The 20,483-nt window shown below is 54.8% G+C and carries 24 protein-coding genes and 3 pseudogenes; 14 read left to right on the plus strand and 13 right to left on the minus strand.

Going from position 1 to position 20,483, the window contains the following annotated elements; translation table 11 throughout:
* Positions 1-66 precede the first annotated feature (66 nt).
* From FHN83_RS01495 to FHN83_RS01530, 8 genes are all read left to right on the plus strand, one after another.
* Positions 67-942: a LysR family transcriptional regulator gene (locus FHN83_RS01495; protein WP_011191349.1), complete on the plus strand. Its 876-nt coding sequence runs from the start codon at positions 67-69 to the stop codon at positions 940-942.
* A 146-nt stretch (positions 943-1,088) separates the two neighbouring features.
* On the plus strand, positions 1,089-1,532 hold the full coding sequence (gene msrB, locus FHN83_RS01500) for a peptide-methionine (R)-S-oxide reductase MsrB (protein WP_004099035.1): 444 nt from the start codon (positions 1,089-1,091) through the stop codon (positions 1,530-1,532).
* 1 nt (position 1,533) lies between these two features.
* Positions 1,534-2,073: a peptide-methionine (S)-S-oxide reductase MsrA gene (msrA, locus tag FHN83_RS01505; protein WP_004099036.1), complete on the plus strand. Its 540-nt coding sequence runs from the start codon at positions 1,534-1,536 to the stop codon at positions 2,071-2,073.
* Positions 2,074-2,205: 132 nt separating this feature from the next.
* Positions 2,206-2,910 (plus strand): glutathione S-transferase N-terminal domain-containing protein, encoded by a 705-nt coding sequence (locus FHN83_RS01510; protein WP_004099038.1) that lies wholly within the window; start codon positions 2,206-2,208, stop codon positions 2,908-2,910.
* A complete protein-coding gene (locus tag FHN83_RS01515) occupies positions 2,907-3,875 on the plus strand; it encodes a magnesium and cobalt transport protein CorA (RefSeq protein WP_011191347.1) in 969 nt (322 codons plus the stop codon). The genes FHN83_RS01510 and FHN83_RS01515 overlap by 4 nt, the downstream gene beginning before the upstream one ends.
* A gap of 91 nt (positions 3,876-3,966) precedes the next feature.
* A complete protein-coding gene (locus FHN83_RS01520; RefSeq protein WP_004099040.1) occupies positions 3,967-4,539 on the plus strand; it encodes a hypothetical protein in 573 nt (190 codons plus the stop codon).
* An 87-nt stretch (positions 4,540-4,626) separates the two neighbouring features.
* Positions 4,627-5,076 carry a hypothetical protein gene (locus FHN83_RS01525; RefSeq protein ID WP_004099042.1) on the plus strand — a complete coding sequence of 150 codons (450 nt, stop codon included), beginning with the start codon at positions 4,627-4,629 and terminating at the stop codon, positions 5,074-5,076.
* A 106-nt stretch (positions 5,077-5,182) separates the two neighbouring features.
* Complete coding sequence (locus FHN83_RS01530) at positions 5,183-5,584, plus strand: RidA family protein (RefSeq protein ID WP_004099044.1); 402 nt, start codon at positions 5,183-5,185, stop codon at positions 5,582-5,584.
* 30 nt (positions 5,585-5,614) lie between these two features.
* Here FHN83_RS01530 and FHN83_RS01535 read toward each other — a convergent pair whose 3' ends face one another.
* The 9 genes and pseudogenes from FHN83_RS01535 to FHN83_RS01570 all read right to left on the minus strand — a co-directional run bounded on the left by FHN83_RS01535 (position 5,615) and on the right by FHN83_RS01570 (position 12,447).
* A complete protein-coding gene (locus tag FHN83_RS01535) occupies positions 5,615-6,886 on the minus strand; it encodes an MFS transporter (protein ID WP_094935733.1) in 1,272 nt (423 codons plus the stop codon).
* Positions 6,874-7,386 (minus strand): DM13 domain-containing protein, encoded by a 513-nt coding sequence (locus FHN83_RS01540; RefSeq protein ID WP_004357637.1) that lies wholly within the window; start codon positions 7,384-7,386, stop codon positions 6,874-6,876. The genes FHN83_RS01535 and FHN83_RS01540 overlap by 13 nt, the downstream gene beginning before the upstream one ends.
* Positions 7,387-7,389: 3 nt before the next feature.
* Positions 7,390-7,860, minus strand: a complete 471-nt coding sequence (locus FHN83_RS01545; RefSeq protein WP_011191345.1) for a TlpA family protein disulfide reductase — start codon at positions 7,858-7,860, stop codon at positions 7,390-7,392.
* Between the two features lie 151 nt (positions 7,861-8,011).
* Complete coding sequence (locus FHN83_RS01550) at positions 8,012-8,302, minus strand: DUF1330 domain-containing protein (protein WP_011191344.1); 291 nt, start codon at positions 8,300-8,302, stop codon at positions 8,012-8,014.
* A gap of 62 nt (positions 8,303-8,364) precedes the next feature.
* Positions 8,365-8,796, minus strand: a complete 432-nt coding sequence (locus FHN83_RS01555) for a GlcG/HbpS family heme-binding protein (RefSeq protein ID WP_004357630.1) — start codon at positions 8,794-8,796, stop codon at positions 8,365-8,367.
* Between the two features lie 73 nt (positions 8,797-8,869).
* Positions 8,870-9,880 (minus strand): zinc-binding alcohol dehydrogenase family protein, encoded by a 1,011-nt coding sequence (locus FHN83_RS01560; RefSeq protein ID WP_011191343.1) that lies wholly within the window; start codon positions 9,878-9,880, stop codon positions 8,870-8,872.
* A gap of 514 nt (positions 9,881-10,394) precedes the next feature.
* Positions 10,395-10,475, minus strand: a pseudogene (locus FHN83_RS28910) (hypothetical protein); the annotation flags it as partial.
* 14 nt (positions 10,476-10,489) lie between these two features.
* Positions 10,490-11,758, minus strand: coding sequence for an IS4-like element ISApu1 family transposase (locus tag FHN83_RS01565; protein ID WP_011191342.1), 1,269 nt, complete (start codon positions 11,756-11,758; stop codon positions 10,490-10,492).
* A gap of 317 nt (positions 11,759-12,075) precedes the next feature.
* A complete protein-coding gene (locus FHN83_RS01570) occupies positions 12,076-12,447 on the minus strand; it encodes a hypothetical protein (RefSeq protein WP_004099020.1) in 372 nt (123 codons plus the stop codon).
* Between the two features lie 156 nt (positions 12,448-12,603).
* Here FHN83_RS01570 and FHN83_RS01575 point away from each other — a divergent pair.
* Positions 12,604-13,713 (plus strand): annotated as a pseudogene (locus FHN83_RS01575) (IS4-like element ISApu2 family transposase); the annotation flags it as partial.
* Between the two features lie 40 nt (positions 13,714-13,753).
* Here FHN83_RS01575 and FHN83_RS01580 read toward each other — a convergent pair.
* The 4 genes and pseudogenes from FHN83_RS01580 to FHN83_RS01595 form a co-directional block, all read right to left on the minus strand.
* A pseudogene (locus FHN83_RS01580) lies at positions 13,754-15,799 on the minus strand (Tn3 family transposase); the annotation flags it as partial.
* 16 nt (positions 15,800-15,815) lie between these two features.
* Positions 15,816-16,513 (minus strand): IS1 family transposase gene (locus FHN83_RS01585; RefSeq protein ID WP_255296378.1). Its coding sequence is split into 2 segments (ribosomal slippage): positions 15,816-16,264 and positions 16,264-16,513, totalling 699 coding nucleotides; the frame shifts between segments, so codons are not numbered across the junction.
* A gap of 50 nt (positions 16,514-16,563) precedes the next feature.
* Positions 16,564-16,866, minus strand: coding sequence for a hypothetical protein (locus FHN83_RS01590; protein WP_223878984.1), 303 nt, complete (start codon positions 16,864-16,866; stop codon positions 16,564-16,566).
* A gap of 2 nt (positions 16,867-16,868) precedes the next feature.
* On the minus strand, positions 16,869-17,804 hold the full coding sequence (locus FHN83_RS01595; protein ID WP_002123001.1) for an AraC family transcriptional regulator: 936 nt from the start codon (positions 17,802-17,804) through the stop codon (positions 16,869-16,871).
* A gap of 122 nt (positions 17,805-17,926) precedes the next feature.
* Here FHN83_RS01595 and msrA (FHN83_RS01600) point away from each other — a divergent pair, with 122 nt between their 5' ends.
* The 5 genes from msrA (FHN83_RS01600) (at position 17,927) to FHN83_RS01620 (ending at position 20,319) form a co-directional block, all read left to right on the plus strand.
* On the plus strand, positions 17,927-18,415 hold the full coding sequence (msrA, locus tag FHN83_RS01600; RefSeq protein WP_069785042.1) for a peptide-methionine (S)-S-oxide reductase MsrA: 489 nt from the start codon (positions 17,927-17,929) through the stop codon (positions 18,413-18,415).
* A gap of 3 nt (positions 18,416-18,418) precedes the next feature.
* Entirely contained in the window at positions 18,419-18,679 is a 261-nt protein-coding gene (locus FHN83_RS01605; protein ID WP_005403706.1) for a glutaredoxin, read from the plus strand.
* A 31-nt stretch (positions 18,680-18,710) separates the two neighbouring features.
* Positions 18,711-19,151: a peptide-methionine (R)-S-oxide reductase MsrB gene (gene msrB, locus FHN83_RS01610; RefSeq protein ID WP_005403705.1), complete on the plus strand. Its 441-nt coding sequence runs from the start codon at positions 18,711-18,713 to the stop codon at positions 19,149-19,151.
* 54 nt (positions 19,152-19,205) lie between these two features.
* A complete protein-coding gene (locus tag FHN83_RS01615) occupies positions 19,206-19,451 on the plus strand; it encodes a glutaredoxin family protein (protein ID WP_011711656.1) in 246 nt (81 codons plus the stop codon).
* 220 nt (positions 19,452-19,671) lie between these two features.
* Positions 19,672-20,319, plus strand: coding sequence for a peptide-methionine (S)-S-oxide reductase MsrA (locus tag FHN83_RS01620; RefSeq protein ID WP_223846397.1), 648 nt, complete (start codon positions 19,672-19,674; stop codon positions 20,317-20,319).
* The last annotated feature ends 164 nt before the right edge of the window (positions 20,320-20,483 follow it).

Genomic DNA, 20,483 nt, shown 5'->3' on the forward strand with positions numbered 1-20,483 from the left:
TGCGACCTGCTTTCCAAAGGCGGTCTCACGGAAGAGGTATCAGTCAGGCGCGTGGGCCAAAGGACTATGGAACTCAATCAAGTCAGCTATTTCATCAACTTGGCCGAGACGCTGAATTTCACAGCGGCCGCTCGCTTGAGCGGTGTGTCACAGCCAAGTCTGACCCGCGCGATCCGCCGCTTGGAAGATGAGCTTGGCGGGCCGCTGATCTATCGCGACGGGAAGAACAGCCGCCTGACTGGCCTTGGCCATGACGTCGAGGCAGAATTCCGGCGCATGGTGGTCGCGATGAAGAGCGTTCGCAATCACTCGGAGCACTGGGCGATGGGGGGGCACCGCGTGCTGGATGTCGCCGTCGCGCCCACCGTCGGACCAAAGGAATTTACGGCATTCTTCGAGAGCGCATTGGCGGAGATGCCATCCATCGAAATCAAGCTGCACTCGCTCCAGTCGAACGAGGACACATCGGAGGTGCTTTCAGGAAAATACCACGCGTGCATCATGCCGCGTGAAACAAGACCGGAACGCAAGCTGGATGTGCATCCTCTATTTCGGGAGCGCTTCGTGCTCGGCTGTTCTGCAAACCATCCCTTGGCTGCCAACGAGATCGTGCGCGGCGAAGACCTGCTCGAGTTTCCTTTCGTCGATCGCCTGAAATGCGAGTTTCGCGATCGGATCCTCGATCACTTCGCGCGACGGGACTTGCTCATGCGACCTCGCTTTCGATCAGATCGCGAGGACTGGGTGCAACGGGTCGTCGCTGACGGCCACGCCATATGCATTCTTCCGGAACGATCGCCGACCGTGCAAGGCCTCGTCACTCGGCCGATCGACGGATTTGTCTTGGAGCGCGAAGTCGTGATCGCGACAGTATCCGGCTCCACGGCAACGGTCGAGATACGGAACATCGCGCAGCTGGCAGCCCGGTATGAGTGGAACTGAATCACGACGTGAAGAGCTTCGGCGCTATGGAAACTATACGCGCAGCGTATTGGATAAATCTGGGGCGCACTGCTATAGTCGGCGCAATGACTGCAAAGATAAATGACAGTGTGTCGAGCTCTCTAGATTAATTATTGGAGACTATCATGAAGTTTGAGAAGTCACAGGCAGCAGTTGACCGCCTGACCCCCGAGCAACGCCGGATTACCCAGGATTCGGGGACCGAAAGGCCCTTCACGGGTGAGCACAACGACAACAAGGAGCCTGGCATCTACGTCGACATAGTGTCGGGAGAGCCGCTGTTCGCTTCAACGGACAAGTTCGATTCGGGTACTGGCTGGCCCAGCTTCACCAAGCCGATCGTTCCGGCAAACGTGAACGAGGTGCGGGACAGTGCACACGGCATGGTCCGGACGGAGGTCAGGTCGGTACACGCCGACAGCCATCTGGGCCACGTTTTCCCGGACGGTCCTTCCGACCGCGGCGGTCTGCGCTACTGCATCAACTCTGCGTCCCTTCGCTTCATCCCGCGCGACGAGATGGAGTCCGAGGGATACGGTGAATATCTCGATCAAGTAGAGGAGGCTTAACATGCATCAGCGCGCTGTTCTCGCAGGAGGATGTTTCTGGGGCATGCAGGATCTGATCCGCAAGCGGCCCGGCATCATCTCGACCCGTGTGGGTTACACGGGCGGCGATATTCCGAACGCCACGTATCGTAATCACGGCACGCATGCCGAGGGGATCGAGATTGTCTTCGACCCGACAGTGACGAGCTACCGGCACATCCTGGAATTCTTCTTCCAGATCCACGATCCGACGACGCTGAACCGCCAGGGCAATGATCGTGGGCTCTCCTACCGGTCGGGCATCTATTATGTCGACGAGGAGCAGAAGCGCGTCGCCGAGGATACGATCGCCGATGTGGATGCCTCGGGGCTGTGGGATGGCAAAGTGGTGACCGAGGTCCAGCCGGTCGGCGAGTTCTGGGAGGCCGAGCCCGATCACCAGGATTATCTGGAGAAGCGGCCGGGCGGCTACACCTGCCACTTCGTCCGTCCCGACTGGGTTCTTCCAAAGCGGCATGAGGCCGGCGATGTGAGCCCTGCGGCCGGGGCTGCAGCGGAATAGGCTTCGCTGCCGTTAGTGCCGCGCCGATCCGGTTCGCAACCTCCGACGACCGCGTCAATCGACGCGGTCGTCGAACCCGGCCTTGAAGCAGATCATTCCATTCAGCCGCCGTCGCAGTGCCAGGATCCAGATATGACAGACCTCTCCTCCTTTCCCATCACGCAGCGCTGGCCAGCATCTTATCCGGATCGCTTGCAACTATACGCGGCCCCCACGCCCAACGGCGTCAAGGTCTCGATGATGCTGGAGGAGACTGGCCTGCCGTATGAGCCCCACTTCGTCGACATCTCGAACAACGAGTCGAAGGATCCAGCGTTCGTGTCGTTGAATCCCAACGGCCGCATACCCGCGATCATCGATCCGGCTGGCCCTGACGGCCAGCCCATTGGCATATGGGAAACCGGTGCGATCCTCATCTATCTGGCCGACAAGACGGGGCAGCTCATCTCAACAACACCCGCCCAGCGGTACGAGACTCTGGCCTGGGTGTTCTTTCAGGTGTCGGGCGTTGGGCCGACCTTCGGACAGCTAGGCTTTTTCCTGCGATTTGCCGGCAAGGACTATGAGGACAAGCGACCTCGGCAGCGCTTTGTTGATGAATCCAGGCGTCTTCTCGGGGTCCTGGATCACCGGCTGGAGGGCCGCGAATGGATTGTCGATGATTACTCGATCGCGGACATTGCGACGTTTGGCTGGGTGAATGCGCTGGTCGAATTCTACGCAGCGGGCGACATCCTCGGCCTAAGCAGCTATTCGAACGTGCAGGCATGGCTCGAACGCGGGCTGGCGCGACCGGCTGTACAGCGTGGCCTGCGAATTCCTGCGAGGCCTGCATGACCATTATCGCCGCATATTATTACAACGAAGGTAAGCGAGTCCGTGAAATCAGGCTCGATGAGCACGTCGAACTAAACGAGAATCGCTCGGGCTTCTGCTGGATCGCGCTTAGCGAGCCCACCGCAGACGAACTCAGCGCGATCCAGACGACGTATAACCTCCATCCTTTGGCGATCGACAACGCCATGCACCCGCTGTGCCCGCCCAAGCTCGAGGTCTACAACGATGAGTTGTACGTCGTCGCCCAGACCGCCGAGCTGGTCGGCGACCGGATCAGCTACGGCAAGATGGCGATCTTCACCGGTCACAATCACCTTATCACCGTGCGGCACGGCAATGCCGGAGCGCTGGGCAAACTTCGGGAGCAACTCGAGGCATCGCCGACGCAGTTCGGCAAGGGTGTCGACTATGTGCTGCACGCGATCTTGCACCGAGTGGTCGACCAGTATCTGCCCATCTTCGAAATGATCGAGGACGACGTCCTGGCGATGGAGCGACGGTCGCTGCACGATTTCCTCGGGCCAGAAGAGGTGGCGCGAATCTTCGAACTAAGGTCCGAACTCACGCGGTTCCAGCGCACGCTCGGGGCTATGGCCGAGCTGGTGCGAAAGCTCGTTCGCGGCCACTTTCCCTGCATCAGCGCCGAAATGACACCATATTTCCACGACGTCGCGGACCATGTCCACCGCGTGCAGTCCATGGTCGACGGCCTCCTGCTTATCCTGTCCACGGTCTTCGAGGCCAGCAGCCTTCTGGAAGCGCAAAGGATCGGTGTGGTCACTCGCCAGCTCGCGGCCTGGGCGGCGATCTTGGCGGTCCCGACGGCGATCGCCGGAATATATGGCATGAACTTCAAGCACATGCCGGAACTGGACACGCCATATGGCTACTTCGTCGTGCTCGGAGTGATAGCGGTGTTCTGCCTTCTCCTATTCATGCGCTTCAAGAAGGCCAAGTGGCTATGAGTAACGCACTTCGCGAGCTTCTCCGTCCGCCGAGTCACAGCGCGCTTTGTGCGCGAGCGTGTCCAATCCAGTTCAAGATGAAGGTGCTTCCATGACCTCCCAGGTGACCGACGTTCTAGAAGCAGTCCAGTCATTCATCGCCAAAGGCTATGACCGCGAATACCGCGTCAAGGACGGCAATCTCGTCGATCTCGAACTAGGGTCAACCCTCGATGCATGCAGCATTCGCGTCGATGCGGCGTTGCGCCTCGAGAGCGGGGACGACGGCGAAGATGCCTCCAACATCTACGCGATCACCGATCCGGCGACAGAGCATAAAGGCCTGTTGATCGACGCCTTCGACGTGTTCCACGAAATCTGCCCCCGCGACTTGTCCGAGCGCCTTGTGGCGCATCGGGAAACAGCACCGGCAGGTGACCAGGACGCGCCGAGCAAGCACGGACTACGGAAAGTCTACAAGAGCGAGTTTCACAGCGATCCCGAGCGTTACGTTCTGCGCGAGGGCTTTCCAGACTTCCCGCCATGCCCTTTCGGCCAATCCTTCAGCATCCTCGGCTTCGATACCGCCGAGCAGGAATATGTCTGGCTCGTCACGAGCATCATTCGAGATCCTCGGCTGATCAGGGTTCCATACCAGGGCGAAGACGTCATCAGCGACGAATAGCGGTGTCGCTTAGCCGGAAAGGCTGGCCTTCCTGGCCCACACATCTGCAGGCTGAACTTTAAGAACATCGAAAATTAGGAGGTGATTATGGACTGGAACAAGGACCACATACGAGAAACTATGCTCTTGCTGGAGACAGCAGCGTTGCACAGCGCTCGCGAAAACTACCTGGACTATGTCTCTACCGCTCGGCTCGATCGGAGCGAACCGATCGAAAACGACGAACTAGCTCAGGCCGAGGTCGCGAGCGACTTCGCTGAAGCGCTCGATGACACGCTCCATGACTACGCCAATAAACTCGAAAAGCTCAGGACGATCGATTTCGGCCCCAAGTTGGCCGTCAACGAAGGCGCTGTCGTCAAGCTGTCCGGCCGCCACTTTGTGATCGCGGTGTCAACGAGCAAGTTTACCTGTCAGGGGCGTGAGCTCATGGGCATTTCCACGATGGCGCCGATCTTCGAAGCGATCGAGGGTGCCCGAGCCGGGGAGACCGTGCAGTTCAACGGCCGGGACCTCACCGTAGAAGACGTGGAATAAAGCCCTCCACCGCAGCCGGCGCGCTAGTGCCGAACGCCCTGCATCTCTTTCTGCATGCATACGGTCACTTGCAGCCGCGTTGACCTGGCTCATCAAAGGCAAACTCATGACAACACCTTCATTCTTCATCACCCCCGGATACGGGACGCGCCTGCATGACGCGCTTCATTATTCTCAGGCAATGCGCATTGGTGACCGCGTGGAGATCTCCGGACAGGGCGGATGGAACGACGATCTCGTCATTCCGGAGTCGATTGAGGAAGAGATCGAGCAGGCGTTCAAGAACGTGGAACGGACGCTCGCGACCGCCGGAGCACGCTGGCCGCATGTGGTCCACGTCAATTCCTATCACGTCGGTGGATTCCCTCCCGTGATCAACGAAACAATGGCCAAGCTGTATCGCCACTACATGCCCGACCGCGCTCCAATCTGGACGCAGTTGGGAATCGAAGCGCTGGGGCTTCCAACCATGCGTATCGAAATTCGCGTAACAGCTATCATCGCCTGACCCCGCGGTTCGTGCAGGCGCCGTGCCGCGCTAATCCCGCACGCCCTGCGCCCGCTTCTCCATGCATATCATCGTATCGAGAGATCCGGTTATCATCGGCGTGCTCGGAGAACGGGGGGCCGCCTTGGCCTGGTTGGTGCGCCTCGGCTGCCTGCGGGCGATGGCCAGCACTGCCAGGAGCGTGAGCAACGCCGCCGCATAAAGGAACAGGCCGCCAGGGCCGACGATATTCATTGCAGCTGCTCCTATTAGGGGGCCAGCGGCTGTCCCGATCCCGTTGAGCAACAGAAGCCCGCGCGCGGTGCCGAGTAGCCGACCGGCCGGAAGATCGTCGTTTGCGACGGCGAGACACAACGAATAAATCGGGATGCCAAAGCCGCCGAACAGCGCACCTGCCGCAAGGAGCAGCGGCAGAGGCGCTTCCACCGCCAACGCTACGCCGATGGCAGACGCTGCGGACGCCAGCGCCGCACCGGCGATGACAAGATTCCGGGGCACTCGATCCGAAAGCCAACCGAGTGGCCAATGGAAGGCGAGCGTTCCACCAAGAACCGCAGCCATGAAGGCGGAGATACCGCCCACATCGAGGCCGATGCTCTGGGCGAAGTTCGCGCCCATGCCCCAGAAACCACCGATAGCCAGGCCGGCCAGGAAAGCGCCAGCCGCAGCGAGAGGTGATACGAGGACGAGGTCCCTGAACGCGACCCATTCCTGTTCCACCTGGGCCGGCGGATGACTGGGCAGCAAGGTGATCGGAACCACCGCCGCTGATATCAGCAGCGACACGATGAGGAACAATGTCACGTCGGCGGGCGGTGCGATGTTGAGTAACGCCTGCCCGATTGCCCATGAGCCCATAGAGACAACTCCGAATATCGACAGGAGCTGCCCGCGTGTGGATGGCAATGCGTGGGCGTTGAGCCAACTCTCCGTTGCGAGGATCATGCCCGCGTAGGCGAAGCCGGTAATCAGGCGAAGCGGCATCCAGGCGATCGGCTCCACGAACGCCACATGGAGAAGGGCGGTCATCGAGGCAATGGCCGCGAAGCCGGCGAAGGTTCTGACATGTCCCACGGAGACGATGATCGGTGGCAACACGAGCGCGCCGATCGTGAAACCCGCGAAATAGAAGGACATCATCGCGCTGATCGCGCCGGTCGAGAACCCCTTATGGCCGGCTCTCACGATCAGGAGCGTGCTCAGCAGGCCATTGCCCAGCAGCAGAGCGGCGACGCTCAGCAGCAGCGCCGCCACCGGCGCGAGAACGAGGCCGCGCTTGCCCGCCGACCTCATGGTATCCATCGCCGGGCTCGTTCTCGGGCCTGACTTGAGGGTTGATACTCTGCCGCACTGATGAACTGGTCGAATGCTTCGCACCAGATGACGACCGTGTTGTAGTCACGGACATCGATGCCGGCAGGCACCTCGACGATGAAGCCGTTGAACGTCTTCACATCGCCCACGCGGACTGATCTGTCCTTGATTAGGAGAAAGGCCTCCTTCGTGTCGACGAAACGTGGTGCGAGGTAGAGCTTGTAGTCGGGACCAGGGGCGAGGCGCCCGATATGGGCGATACGGTCGCGCGAGACCCGGATCTCGCCTTCCCCCCAGTGAAGCAGGTCGCTGCCTTTGAGATCGCGGGCCAGACGCCCTGCGTAGAGCGTCTCGGCTGAGATGGTCCGCAAGGCCGCCGCGTCCGGGGCCTGGGGGGCGGTCAGGATCGGCAGCGTGTAGACACCGCCCGCGAAGCCCATGGCGAGCATCGCGAGATGGGTGGCAATCAGGATGACCCAGCGCCGCATCGGTTACACCAGCTCCAGTCCCTTCACGAGCTGATCGGCGTCGAGATGGAAGTCCGAGAATACGATGCGGCCGCCAGCGTCCATCACGGAGAACCAGGGCGTTCCCCGCGTGCGGTAGTCCTCCATGAAGGTGGGAAGCGTCGCGCCGGCAGGTGGCTCGTCCTGACCGAACGCGACAGGAAGCGCATACTTGAGCTGGTTCACGCGCAGCTTCTCGAAGGTGTTCTCATCCGCTCCTTCGAAGACGGTCTGGATCACCGCGAAGCCCACGCCCTTGGCGCTCAATGCACCATGCAACCTTTGTAGCGTCGGAAATCCATGCAAATGGCAGCCACGGCACCAGTGCTGGAAGGCGAAGAGGACTTTCGGGCCGGTGCCGAGATCCGACAGCTTGAGCGGCGCGATGCTTTCTCCATCCGCGCCAATCCATCTCTGCACCCGCAGCTCGGGGGCTTGTCGTTCGTCGACGCTCATCTGATCCTCCAATTCCGATGCAGAAGTCCGATGAGTGGTCGCGTGTGGCGATGGCACGCGAACCTCACCGCCTTGATCCCCTACAGGTTGTAGGATGCGAGTTCGCCGACCGATACCTCGTGGCCAGCCCCGCCGTTCTTCCGTCGGTGTGTCACCGCCGCCCCTCAATGACAAAGGCGCGATAGCGGGAACCGGCAAAACGGTGCGCAGCGATGGTTTGGTAGGCGGGGCTATGATACCAATCACGGGCGGCCTGCATCGTCGGGAACCGCAAAATTACGGCCCCTTCGACGGGCGGCCCCTCCAAATGCTCCATCGCGCCATAAGCGGCGAGAAAGGTTACGTCGTGGCCATCGAACGATGGGCCGACGCCTGCAGAATAGGTTGCGAGTTCTTCCGGATCGGTGGTTTCTTCGCGGGTGAAGACGACGAACGCTTCCATCTTAAAGTCTTTCATAAGGTCGCATCTGCAGGCCACCGCCGCTGGCGATGGCCTTAAAGTCGTCAGGCTGGCAGCTCGAACCCGATTTTCGTGAGTGCCTCGACGCACGCATCCTGATCCTGCTGATAGTTGCCTCCGGAGATGCCGATCCCGCCGATCAACTTCCCGTCTTCCAGGATCGGATAGCCTCCGCCGACAGCGACCATCCGGGGGCGATAGGCCAGCGGCGCCACTTTTGGATCGTTCGAAACATAGTCGTTCCAGACATGGGTGGGGTACCCAAACGAGGCGGAACTCCAAGCCTTGTCGATGGCAACATCGACGGTGAGAAACGGCGCGTCATCAGTGCGCTCGAACGCGCGCAGGTTACCGGTGGCGTCGACGACGGCGACCGCAGCCGGGATGCCGATTGTACGTGCCGCGGCGATCGCCGCGTCGATGAGGGCGACGGCGGTTTCGCGGTTGATCGAGGCGGTGGCAATGGATTTCGTCATGAAATTTCCTTCGCCGTGGCGTAATCCGTCCGGCGTTCTTGAGGTTAGAAAAGACGTTCGGCGGTGGCAGTCATCAGAAGCCTTCGAGGACAATCTTGCCTCTTGCCGCGCCACTTTCGATCAGTGCGTGCACCGTCTTCAGATTGGCGGCATTAATTGGCGACAATTTTTCGGTTAGCGTCGTGCGAATTTTGCCGTCGTCCACCAGCACCGCCAGCGAATTGAGGATCTTGCCCTGCTCATCCATGTCGGGCGTGCCGTAGAGCGACCGTGTGAACATCAGCTCGTGGTGGATCGACACTGCCTTGCGCTTGAACAGCATGACGTCGAGCGCCTTGGGATCGTCGATGAATCCGAACCGTCCTTGCGGGGCGATCAGTTCGGCGATGTCGGATGCATGCTGCTCGGTATGCGTGGTCGAGAACACGAAAGCGGGAGCGCCGATGTTGAGCTCGGCAATCTGTGGCGCGAGCGGCCGAGAGTGGTCGATGACATGATGAGCCCCAAGCCCTTTAACCCACTCCTGGGTTTCCGGCCGAGAGGCGGTGGAGATGACGATGAGATCCGTGCGCTGTCGAGCGATCTGGATGGCGATCGACCCGACCCCACCCGCACCACCGATGATGAGGATCGCCGCCGCCCCGGGAACGGGCTTCGTCACGTCCAGGCGATCGAACATGGCTTCCCAGGCCGTCAACGTCGTGAGTGGCAGCGCCGCCGCTTCCGCCCAGTCGAGCGACGCGGGTTTACGACCGACGATCCGGGCGTCGACGAGATGGAACTCCGCATTGGTGCCAGGCCTTATGAGCGATCCGGCATAATAGACCTCGTCGCCTACCGCGAACTGCGTCACGTCGGGGCCGACCTCTTGCACGATCCCGGCCGCATCCCATCCCAGCACTTTCCAATCGCCATCAGCGGGCGGCGTGCTGCTGCGGATTTTGTAGTCGACCGGGTTGACCGAGACAGCCTTCACCTCAACCAGGATATCGCCTCCTTCAGCGACAGGCCGAGGCAGATCAATGTCGACCAGAGAGGCGTCCTCGGCGATGGGTCCCGGAACCTTGTAACCAACGGCTTTCATCGGTGTCTCCAGCTTGCTGTATCCTGAAGTCTTATCGATCAGATCGAAATTTCTTCCGAAATATACTCAGGATTTAAAGATTTCGCGTGTCAGACTATGAAGGTATGCGCGCAACATATCCAATAGCGGTACGACATAGTTTCCATACCTCGGAGCCGGATTCAGAAGTTTATCGAAAATAGCGGTTTATTGCTGTTCGGCGGGTGAGCATCCGGATGGAGGCGATAAGCGCCCAAGCGGTTGAGGAGTCGACCTCTCAGCGGTCGCGTTGGCAGGGGCGATCTCGCCCGCCGGTCTCACACCAACGTTGGCAAGCGACGGCGTCCGCTCGAAATCCGCTGACGGGGATACGCCTGCAATGCCGATTCGAAGCTATCGAAACTATAGCTACAGGGTATTGGGAAATCATACTGGACTGACGCTATAGTCTTCACGCATAACCACGACTCAAAATGGTCCAACACTTTTCTCTACGCTAATAGGGGAGCCCGCAGAATTCGGAAAAAATCGTACGCTAAGGTTTTCCGGGCATCCGTAAGGGCCGAAACTTCCCGTCTTCCAGTCTGCGGCTCTGCCGCCAGACGTAATCGCCGGTTCATGTACAGGACCTTAAGCGGCGAGTCCATTTAAAACGCCTTCCAAGGTCCTGTTCTGTATCGACTTTCTCTGCTTGGTTCGGCAGGCGTTCTTGGCCAAATAATCGGCAGCCCATTCCAATCTTTCCCTTATTTCTGTCAGCGCCCTATGGGCCACTGCTTCCAATAGCGGTAGCCACCACGTCGCACTGTTCTTCGACGCTTTCAGCATCGATAGCGCCCCACTCATCACACTCTGCGCGACCCGTCTCTTCATCACCAGCGACAGCAGGCTCGTCCACACCAACCCCTCGGCAATCGCTTTCTCGCCCGTCACAAACCCCTTGAGCCGGTTGTGCGATTTCCACTCTTTAAATAACAACTCCACCTGCCAACGGCAGCGATACAGGCTCATCACCTGCTCTGCTGACCATGCTGCTCGCGGTAGGTTCGTCATCCACAGACAGAACCGCTTTTCCTCAGCAAACCAGCGCCGGATCAACCGGTACTCGACCTGGCCGGACTTCACCACCATATCCAGTACCTCGGCCCGACAGCGTCGCCGTCCGGCCTCTCTCAGAGATAGTCCCGCCAGCTTGGGTACTTCCCGTCCATCACCGCGCCAGGCTTGGATTATCTTGGGGTTCAGGCTTTTCGTGCCGCGCACCAGATAAAATCCGCCAGCGTCGTTCACCTGCTCAAACCAAGCCCTGTCAATGTAACCTGCGTCAGCCAGCAGCAGGCAGTTGGTCAGCGTGTGGGCTTCAGGCAGAAATTGCCGTTCCCCTGCGGTATCGGCAGACACACTCATGCACAACGGGCTCTGCTCCGACAGTGACATGGTCATATGGCACTCGATAGCTGCCGGACTGATGGTCTTGAACCGGCCGGGAAAATCAGCAGCAAGGCGCCGATGCACCGCAAAGGAGGTGCCATCGTGCAGTAACACCTGCTTGAACGCGCCGAGGGAGGCTGCTTTGAGTTGATGGTCGATACGCAAGGCGATGGCCCGCTCGACCAGGGCTTTCATAAACAGGGCAAAGCTCTCTTTGCGCAGCTGATTGTGAAACGGTTTGTAAGAAACCTGATGGGTGTTTACCAGTTGCAAGGCATTGAAATGGCGGTGTAAACCGGCAATGTCATTGACCTGGTCGCCTCCCATGGCCCGCAGCAGTGCAGGTACGAGCATGGCTGGGGTAATGGCACGCTGACGCAGACAAAACTTGCAGAGCCGAGCAATGCGCTCGAGTGCGGCGGGAGCCAAGAGTTGCTCCAGATAGTAATTAGCGTTGATAATAGTCATAGGCTTCGCGCGTGTTGATTTTGTTTGGCGATAAAATCAGATCACAAACGAAGCCTTTTTTATATCTATTTCAATTGGTTGCCGCTAAAGATCCTGTACATGAGTGAGGGTTATGGTGGCTATATGCTGGATATTGCTATTCAGATGACAGCCATATGGGGAAGATTACAGGCGCCTGAAATAACAGCAGAGTATGGAGTGACTACCACGGCTGGAGGTTGGCACGGGCTGATCCCCTCTCCCTTTGGGAGAGGGTTAGGGTGAGGGGAGCTGGCTGACCGGGTGTAGCAACCAGGCGGCATTACACCGCTGAATCTTCAGTTATTGAAATTCCACGCGATCGGCAGTTCGACGTCGAAGATAAGTGCATCCCCGTCGAGGCGAAAGGCCAGGCTGGTCTGGTGCTGGTCGTATTCGTTGATAATCAGGCAGCTCTCGGCGAAGTTGGACTCGTAGTTGATATGGGCCACTCCTTCACGGCCGTCAGCGAGTTCGATGCTGAGCACCCGCAGCGGGTTCTCCTGACTGAGGTTGACCCGGGTGTCCCCCACGTCCACCAGCCGTTCCAGCAGAGGGAAGAAATCTTGTCTGTGGGTCGTTATGGCCTGGGTGATGGCCTGCTCCAGCTCAGCCTGGGTGGCGAAGGGGCCGCCGAGTGGGTAGCGGGTCTGGATCCTTTCCTGAGTCATTGCGTTTCCTCCTGAACTGAGATGTGGCAACAGTTTGGCCGCTGCAGTGACCTGTCATGTACAGGATCTTTAGCTACAACCAATTGAAATAGATAGAAAAAAGGCTTCGTTTGTGATCTGATTTAATCGCAAAAAAAAACCGACACGCCCGAAGCCATGACTATTATAAATGCAACCCAGTACCTCAAGCAACTTCTTAGCTCTTCTGAACTCAACCGGATCGGTAAATTTACCGGTTTTTGTCAGCGACTCCGGGATATCCAGCCTGCGAGACTACTCCCGGCTCTGCTCTCAGGGCTTGGTTGCGACAAGGTGGATGGTATTGCTGGTTTGCATCGCCATTTCAATGCGTTGCAGCTCCATGATACTGACCAAATAGCGTATAAACCCTTTCACAACCAGTTACGCAAGCAGGGTTTTCCCTTGTTCATGCGCGCACTGGTTGAACGAGCCATCGCCTTACGCCTCAAGGAGTGTCTACCGGACGCCCACGGACTGGCAGGCTTTGAGCAGGTACTGCTGCAGGACGGGTCGTCATTCGCGTTACATCCGCAATTGGCAGAACATTTCCCGGGCCGATTCAATAAGCACAGCCCCGCTGCGGTAGAGTGTCATATGACCATGTCCTTGCTGGACCAGTCGCCGATATCGATGAGTATCACGGCGGATACCGAATCGGAGCGCAAGCATCTTCCGGCCGAAAATTCGTTAAATAACAAACTGTTATTGGCGGATGCCGGTTACATCAGCCGCGAGTACTTTGCTGATGTGACCAAAGCCAAAGGAAGCTATCTGGTCAGAGGGAGTCAAAATCTCAATCCCAAAGTACAGGCAGCTTACCGACAGGACGGCAGGGAAATGCCCAAGTTACTCGGAAAAAAGCTCAAGGATATCGATCGGAGAAGCTGCAGAGCCGAGGTTCTGGATCTGGATGTGAGTTCGGGAAAGTATAAATATCGACTCATAAGACGTTGGTTTGCAGAGGAAAAACGGTTCTGTATATGGATGACCAATCTTCCGCGTGAGCGATGGCCAGCCGAGAAGGTGATGGCATTGTATCGTTGCCGTTGGCAGATCGAACTGTTGTTCAAAGAGCTGAAATCACATAACCGGTTGAAGGCGTTCGCGACACGACAAAAAGCGATAGCGGAAGGCTTGATCTGGGCTAGTTTGCTGGCCTTGCTGGTCAAACGTCGGCTGGCGCTGACGCTGATTGGCAGCGCGGAGTTATCGATGCTGAAGATTGCCAAAAACAGCGCGCTTTGGTTAATGCGGGGTTCGAGGTCCAATGATGTAAAAAACCACGCTAAGAGGTTAATTCATTGTTTGTATTCAAATTTAATGGTCTTAACTCGCCCTTCAGAATATCTTCCGGTAACGAAAACGTATAATGTCCCAGCATATTTATATGGCCATGTATCAGCGGCGATAATCTTGCCAGATGCTCCTCTTCAGGTGTTTCCCCCGATTTGCGAAGATGTGACAACGCCTCCTGCATGTAAAGTGTATTCCACAGCACAACCGCATTGGTCACCAGACCCAGAGCACCGAGTTGATCTTCCTGCCCTTCACGGTAGCGTTTTCTAATCTCACCACGTTGTCCGTAGCAAATGGCTCGAGCCACTGCATGGCGTCCTTCTCCCCGGTTGAGCTGAGTGAGGATCCGACGCCGGTAATCCTCATCATCGATATAGTTGAGAAGATACAACGTCTTGTTGACCCGGCCCACTTCCATAATCGCCTGAGCCAGACCAGATGGTCGGCTACTTCTCAACAGTGAACGAATAAGCTCTGATGCATGGATGGTCCCAAGCTTCAGTGAGCCCGCCATTCGCATCATTTCATCCCATTGGGATTCTATTTTTGACAGTTCAACACATCCCCGGGCCAGCTCATTCAGGGCACCATAATGTGCCGTTTTATCTGCCCGCCAGAATATCGCCCCGCCTGCATCGGCCAGACGAGGGGAAAACTGGTAGCCCAGTAACCAGAACAGGCCAAAAATGATATCGCTGGATCCTGCCGTGTCCGTCATAATTTCTACCGGATTCAGCCCGGTCTGCTGCTCCAGAAGCCCTTCCAGTACAAAGATGGAATCACGAAGCGTCCCGGGAACTACAATGCCATGGAAACCGGAGTATTGATCGGAGACGAAGTTGTACCAGGTGATACCGCGTCCTGAACCAAAGTATTTACGATTTGGTCCGGAATTAACCGTTTTAACCGGTGTGACAAAACGCATACCATCTGCGGAGGCAACCTCACCACCTCCCCAGTACCCCGCGAGCGGCAGCGTGGACTGAAAATCAACCAGCCGTGCATTAGCGGTGACCAGCGTTTCTGCCCTGAGATAATTTTGTTTAACCCAGCTCAGACGATGGCGAGTAAGCGCGGGAATATTATGCTTTATCAGGGGTTCATGCCCTATATTGCATGCTTCTGCCAGCAGTGTTGCGCACAGACTGACCTGGAGATCCTGCGCCCGAGCACCTGATTCACTGACGTGGCTGAATTCGCGGGTAAAACCGGTTCGGGCATCTATTTCAAGCAACAGCTCCGTCAGATCAACCGGAGGGATCAATTCTCTTACCCGACGATTCAATTGTATCAGTGCCGGTGGCTCATCCAGTTTATCCAGACTGCTAATCGTCAGTGAGGGATGCTTACCTTCATTGCTTATGCTGACCGCTGCGTTGCAGGCAAAACGTGAAGCCACTGATTTCCATGTGTCATCAAGCCGCGTAGCCAGTTGTTCTGCTGCTTTAGTTCCGTCTGATGGATGACCCAGCGCCCGACATACCGGGATGCGTTGTGCCTGCCATTCAGCTCCCTGAAGCAATTTTTGACGCGGGTCCCCCCACCGATCACTGTTCTCCAGCCAGAGATCACGACGGCGCAAAGAATCTTGAAGGCGCTCGAGAAGACACAGCGAGTAACCCGCTCGTAGAATCCTACCATCTCTGTCGTAGACCAGACGTTTCCATGGGCCGGAAATGATTTGCTCTGGTGCATCGTCGAGAATTCGCTTTTTTGAGCCACTCAGTTCGGCCAGATAATGGATTGCTGACAACGTGAGCTCCCCGGCCGGGGCGGCCTGAAAGTGTAAGTCACGCAACATCGCGGACAGGAAACGCTTCACCCGTCCATATTGTTCCACCATTTCATCCTGAAACTGAGTATCTTGCGGGCGCGCCAGCTCATTTACCTTGCCGACGGATTCAGCCAGTTTGTCCTTTGGTATGCGGCGAAAAATAGCCTGCCGCAGAACTGCTTCATCGGTGTTCTCATCAAGTAATAACGTGCATGCCCGTGCCAGTAATAGCGCGGCACGATCAAGATCTTTCAGGGTCCTGGGTAATGACTCCAACTTACTGATAGTGTTTTATGTTCAGATAATGCCCGATGACCTTGTCATGCAGCTCCACCGATTTTGAGAACGACAGTGACTTCCGTCCAAGCCTTGCCAGATGTTGTCTCAGATTCAGGTTATGTCGCTCAATGCGCTGAGTGTAACGCTTGCTGATAACGTGCAGCTTTCCCTTCAGGCGGGGTTCATACAGCGGCCAGCCATCCGTCATCCATACCACGACCTCAAAGGCCGACAGCAGGCCCAGAAGACGCTCCAGCGTGGCCAACGTGCGTTCACCGAATACGTGCGCCACAACCGTCCTCCGTATCCTGTCATACGCGTAAAACAACCAGCGCTGGCGTGATTTAGCGCCGACGTAACCCCACTGTTTGTCCATTTCCGCGCAAACAATGACGTCACTGCCCGGTTGTATGCGTGAGTTTACCGACTGCGGCCTGAGTTTTTTAAGTGTCGTAAAATCGTGTTGAGGCCAACGCCCATAATGCGTGCACTGGCGCGACATCCGACGCCATTCATGGCCATATCAATGATTTTCTGATGCGTACCGGGTTGAGAAGCGGTGTAAGTGAACTGTAGCTGCCATGTTTTACGGCAGTGAGAGCAGAGATAGCGCTGATGTCCGGCAGTACTTTTACCGTTACGCACCACGCCTTCAGTAGCTGAACAGGAGGGACAGCTGATAGAAACAGAAGCCACTGGAGCACCTCAAAAACACCATCATACACTAAATCAGTAAGTTGGCACCATTACCCGTGAAGCTGATTCAACTCGTGCCTCAGTTGCTCCTTCGTATATTCCTTTTCGATTTGCTGATGGAGGATGCCATTAGCGTCAATCTGAGCTTTTAACACCAGAAAGAGAAGCACTGAACCCAGAATTTGTACAAATGGGCTTGAAATACCTCCAAGAACATCTCCTATTTCGCCATAACCTTTCAAATATTGCAGCGGAAGAAGAGGTGCAAACAAAGGGATAAGCAGGCAAGCCGCACCACCAATGACTATGACCCAGAAAGCTATTTTGGTAACAGGAGAGTTATAGATATTCATTTTTACACCTTTTCAGAATTTTCTTTTCTGTACGCGCTAGGAGTTTTGCCAATTTTTTTCTTAAACAACTTTTGAAAGTGTTCATGTGCCGGATACCCAATGGCTTCACTCACTTCGGGAACAGACTTACCGGATTCTTTAAGCAGCTGCTTTGCTTTTTCAAGCCGACAATAGGTTAAATAATCAAGAGGTGTCATGCCTGACAGCTCCTTAAATTTGACGCTGTAGTTCGTACGCGACATCCCCGCAATCCCGGCGAGATCGTCAAGACCCCATTTTTTATCGAGACTATGATGAATAGCTTCCAAGGTTTTGCTGAGTTGCGGATTTTCGATCAGTTTGAAGAATCCAGCATTTTTATTGGATTTGTACATGTGGATTCTTAACGCTTGCACGAAGATAATTTCGGTCAGCTTTCTGACTAACGTGTTGCTTCCAGGAAGCCCTGATTTTGCTTCCTGCTCTATAATACTTAAAAGCATGGCAAGCCAAGGCGAGTGGGAGTTATCAGCACTCTTGATATGCACGACATTTGGCAGCGAATTTAAGAATGGATGATCGGGTCCGCCATTAAAACAAAAATGTCCGCAAACGACGTTGGCTTTGAGCTTGCTCTGATCACCGTATTCCAAAACTTGAGCTTCGGTGAGGTTGGCTTTAGCTCTAAATTCGACCGCAGGCTCGGCCTTGATTTTTGGTGCACTGGCCATGGTGTGCTCCATCCCTTTGAAAAAGATCAAAATATCGCCCTGCTCCGCCAATGCTTTAAGTTTAAGTTTTGGCACCTCATACCAAAACTCGCCATGAGTCACGATGTGAAATCTCGCTAGATTCTCTTCCTGCGGGAGGCTGATGCCCCAGTCTCCCGCAAATGAGGTTCTATACCAGTAGCTGCTAGTAAGCTCTACCTTATCTAAAATTTCACTGAGAACATCCATATGTAGCTCCTACGTAAACTGTCCAATAGGTCATGTTATACGAACTATTGAACATATTATATCTATTTTACATGCTGTAAAGTCAGTCTAATCAGTAAGTGGATGAAAACTAAGGAGGCTTTATGAAACTAGATTATGTGATCGTTGCCGGAGGGTGTTTTTGGGGTCTCGAAGACCTCCTTAGGAGTCTGGACGGTGTGACGTCAACGAAGGTGGGCTACTCTGGCGGAGATTTTGATGATCCTACCTACGCCGATATTATAACAGGGAAAACGGGGCACGCCGAAGCGGTTCGCGTGGAATACGACCAAGACGAAATATCTCTCGAAGAGATTCTACATTACTTTTTCAAAATCCATGATCCGACTACGAAGAATCGCCAAGGAAATGATGTTGGCACTTCGTATCGCTCGGCAGCGTTCTATCGTGACGATGCACAGAAAGCGATTATCGAAAACGTGATTGATGAGGTCAATGAGATCGGTCGCTTCGAGAATGAAGTGGTCACGACCGTCACCCTGGAAAAAGAATTCTACGACGCTGAGGCATATCACCAAAACTATTTGCAGAGGAATCCCAGCGGATACTCTTGCCATTTTGAAAGAGACTAAATCATGAACCAAATGAACGAGGAAAAAATGAAAGCACTTAAGAATGTTGTTATTTATACGAAAGACCATTGTCCATTTTGCGCACGCGTGAAGAATTACCTAACTGCTGAAAAGGTCGATTTCAAACAAATTCGCGTAGACGACGATCCGAAGACTTACCTGGAGTTGAAGGAAAGAACAAATCTCCAAACTGTACCGCAAGTTTTTGTGGATGGAGAATTCATTGGTAGTGCTACAGACTTCTTCTCGTGGATTGATAGCTAAAGAGTGAACCCTAAAATAAAGGAGCAAATATATGTTCAATTGGAAAAGCATTTACAACTACCTGGATAACGGCACTCCCGCGCCTCCCAAAAAAGTAGAAAAGAGCGAGGAAGAGTGGAAAGAAATTCTGACGCCAGCGCAATTTCGGGTCATGCGGATGAAAGGCACCGAACGCGCGCACACCGGAGAACTCTGTTCATTTTATGAAGCTGGAAGGTACGCCTGTGTGGGCTGCGACACCGAACTCTTTGACTCGAACCTAAAGTTCGATTCGGGAACGGGATGGCCGAGTTTTTCTGAGCCAGTCGCAGACAACGTAATTCAATATGAACTGGATACGACCTTCGGGCGCAGAATCGAAGTGCTATGCAATGTGTGCGAAGCCCATCTGGGGCACGCTTTTCCAGACGGTCCTGAGCCATCAGGGGTCCGATTCTGTATTAACTCGGAGTCATTGAAGTTTGTAGAATAATTTTTAAATCGAGGGGGTTTATGAAAGTGAACCTTTTGAAAAAAGGAGCCGTTCGTGTTGATTAAGCTGTTCGGTCATAAAGACTGCCATAAAACCAAGATTTACCATTCGTACTTGCAAGAAAAAGGGAGCCAGTTTGTTTTTTTGGATGTTCATGAAGACGACGCGGCTGCTGATGAACTGTGCTCCCTCTATTCGAACGGAAAGCTGAATTTCCCGACAATAGTGGTTGGGACAAAGAAGCTGAGAAACCCCAAGTTCAAGGACCTTGACAGGTGGTTGGAAGCTTCAATGAAATAATGAGTTTTTTAGAATTATTAATAACTTAATAAGCAGTAAGATCAATGATTACAGCAATTTTCCGCAGTTGTGTTACCAAGAAACATGCTGCGGAGTTTTAGCAAAGATACTTCATCAAGCTGGTGTTGGAAAACGTGGTCTTATCGTCGTTTGCACGGCGTGAGGAATGGGAGTGGCTTCAATTTTTGAAAGTTAGGTGAAAAATATGTCGGATCTAAAAATGAATAAAGAAGACGGTGTTGAAAGCTATGAATTTGCAACCCCTGAAGCAATCGAAGAAGCATTGAAAATCGGGAAGCTTAGTCAAACGGTTTTCGGCATGGGTTGCTTTTGGGGACCGGATTCTAATTTTGGAGGGACGCAGGGAGTAGTGCAAACACGTGTTGGCTACGCTGGAGCATCAACTCTGGATCCGAGTTACCGCAACATCAACGGACACGCCGAAGTCGTCAGAGTGATCTACGATAAAGACCAAATCAGCTACAGGGAACTTCTTGGAAGTTTTGAATCATGGTCTGTTCATGGTAGAAAGCAGGGCCAGTATCGCCAGATACTTTTTGTTTTTGATCTGGAGCAAAAACAAGTAGCTGAAGAACTGATTCAAGCGATTGGAAAGGAGAAATCTCCCGAGGTGATTGAGGCCGGAGAACAAAATGGTTATTTTTGGCCCGCCGAAGATTACCATCAAAAGCATCGTCTTCGCAGAAACAAACAGCTTGTAAGTCTTGCAGAAGTAGATTTCGGTCCTCGCTGGGATGAACATCTGTATTTTACTAAATTAAATAGTACCGATAGAAAAGGCTTCAGTCTCTCAAGCTGGCTAAAAAAGTTGTCTCCGGAAATGCAGAAAGCTTACCGAATCGGTTAATCTGAAATTGCAGCTGGCTAAAGAACTCTATTTTCTATATGTAAAGAATGTGACGATCTCCTTCACATGGAGTCCAAGAGAGCATAAAAAATCTGTGTAAGTCGCATTACCCATGTATTTGAAAGGAATAAATAATGCCAATATCAGACCAGCTTATCGACCGA

Origin of the sequence: Leclercia adecarboxylata (assembly GCF_006171285.1) — a bacterium.
Lineage (GTDB): Bacteria > Pseudomonadota > Gammaproteobacteria > Enterobacterales > Enterobacteriaceae > Enterobacter > Enterobacter barmai.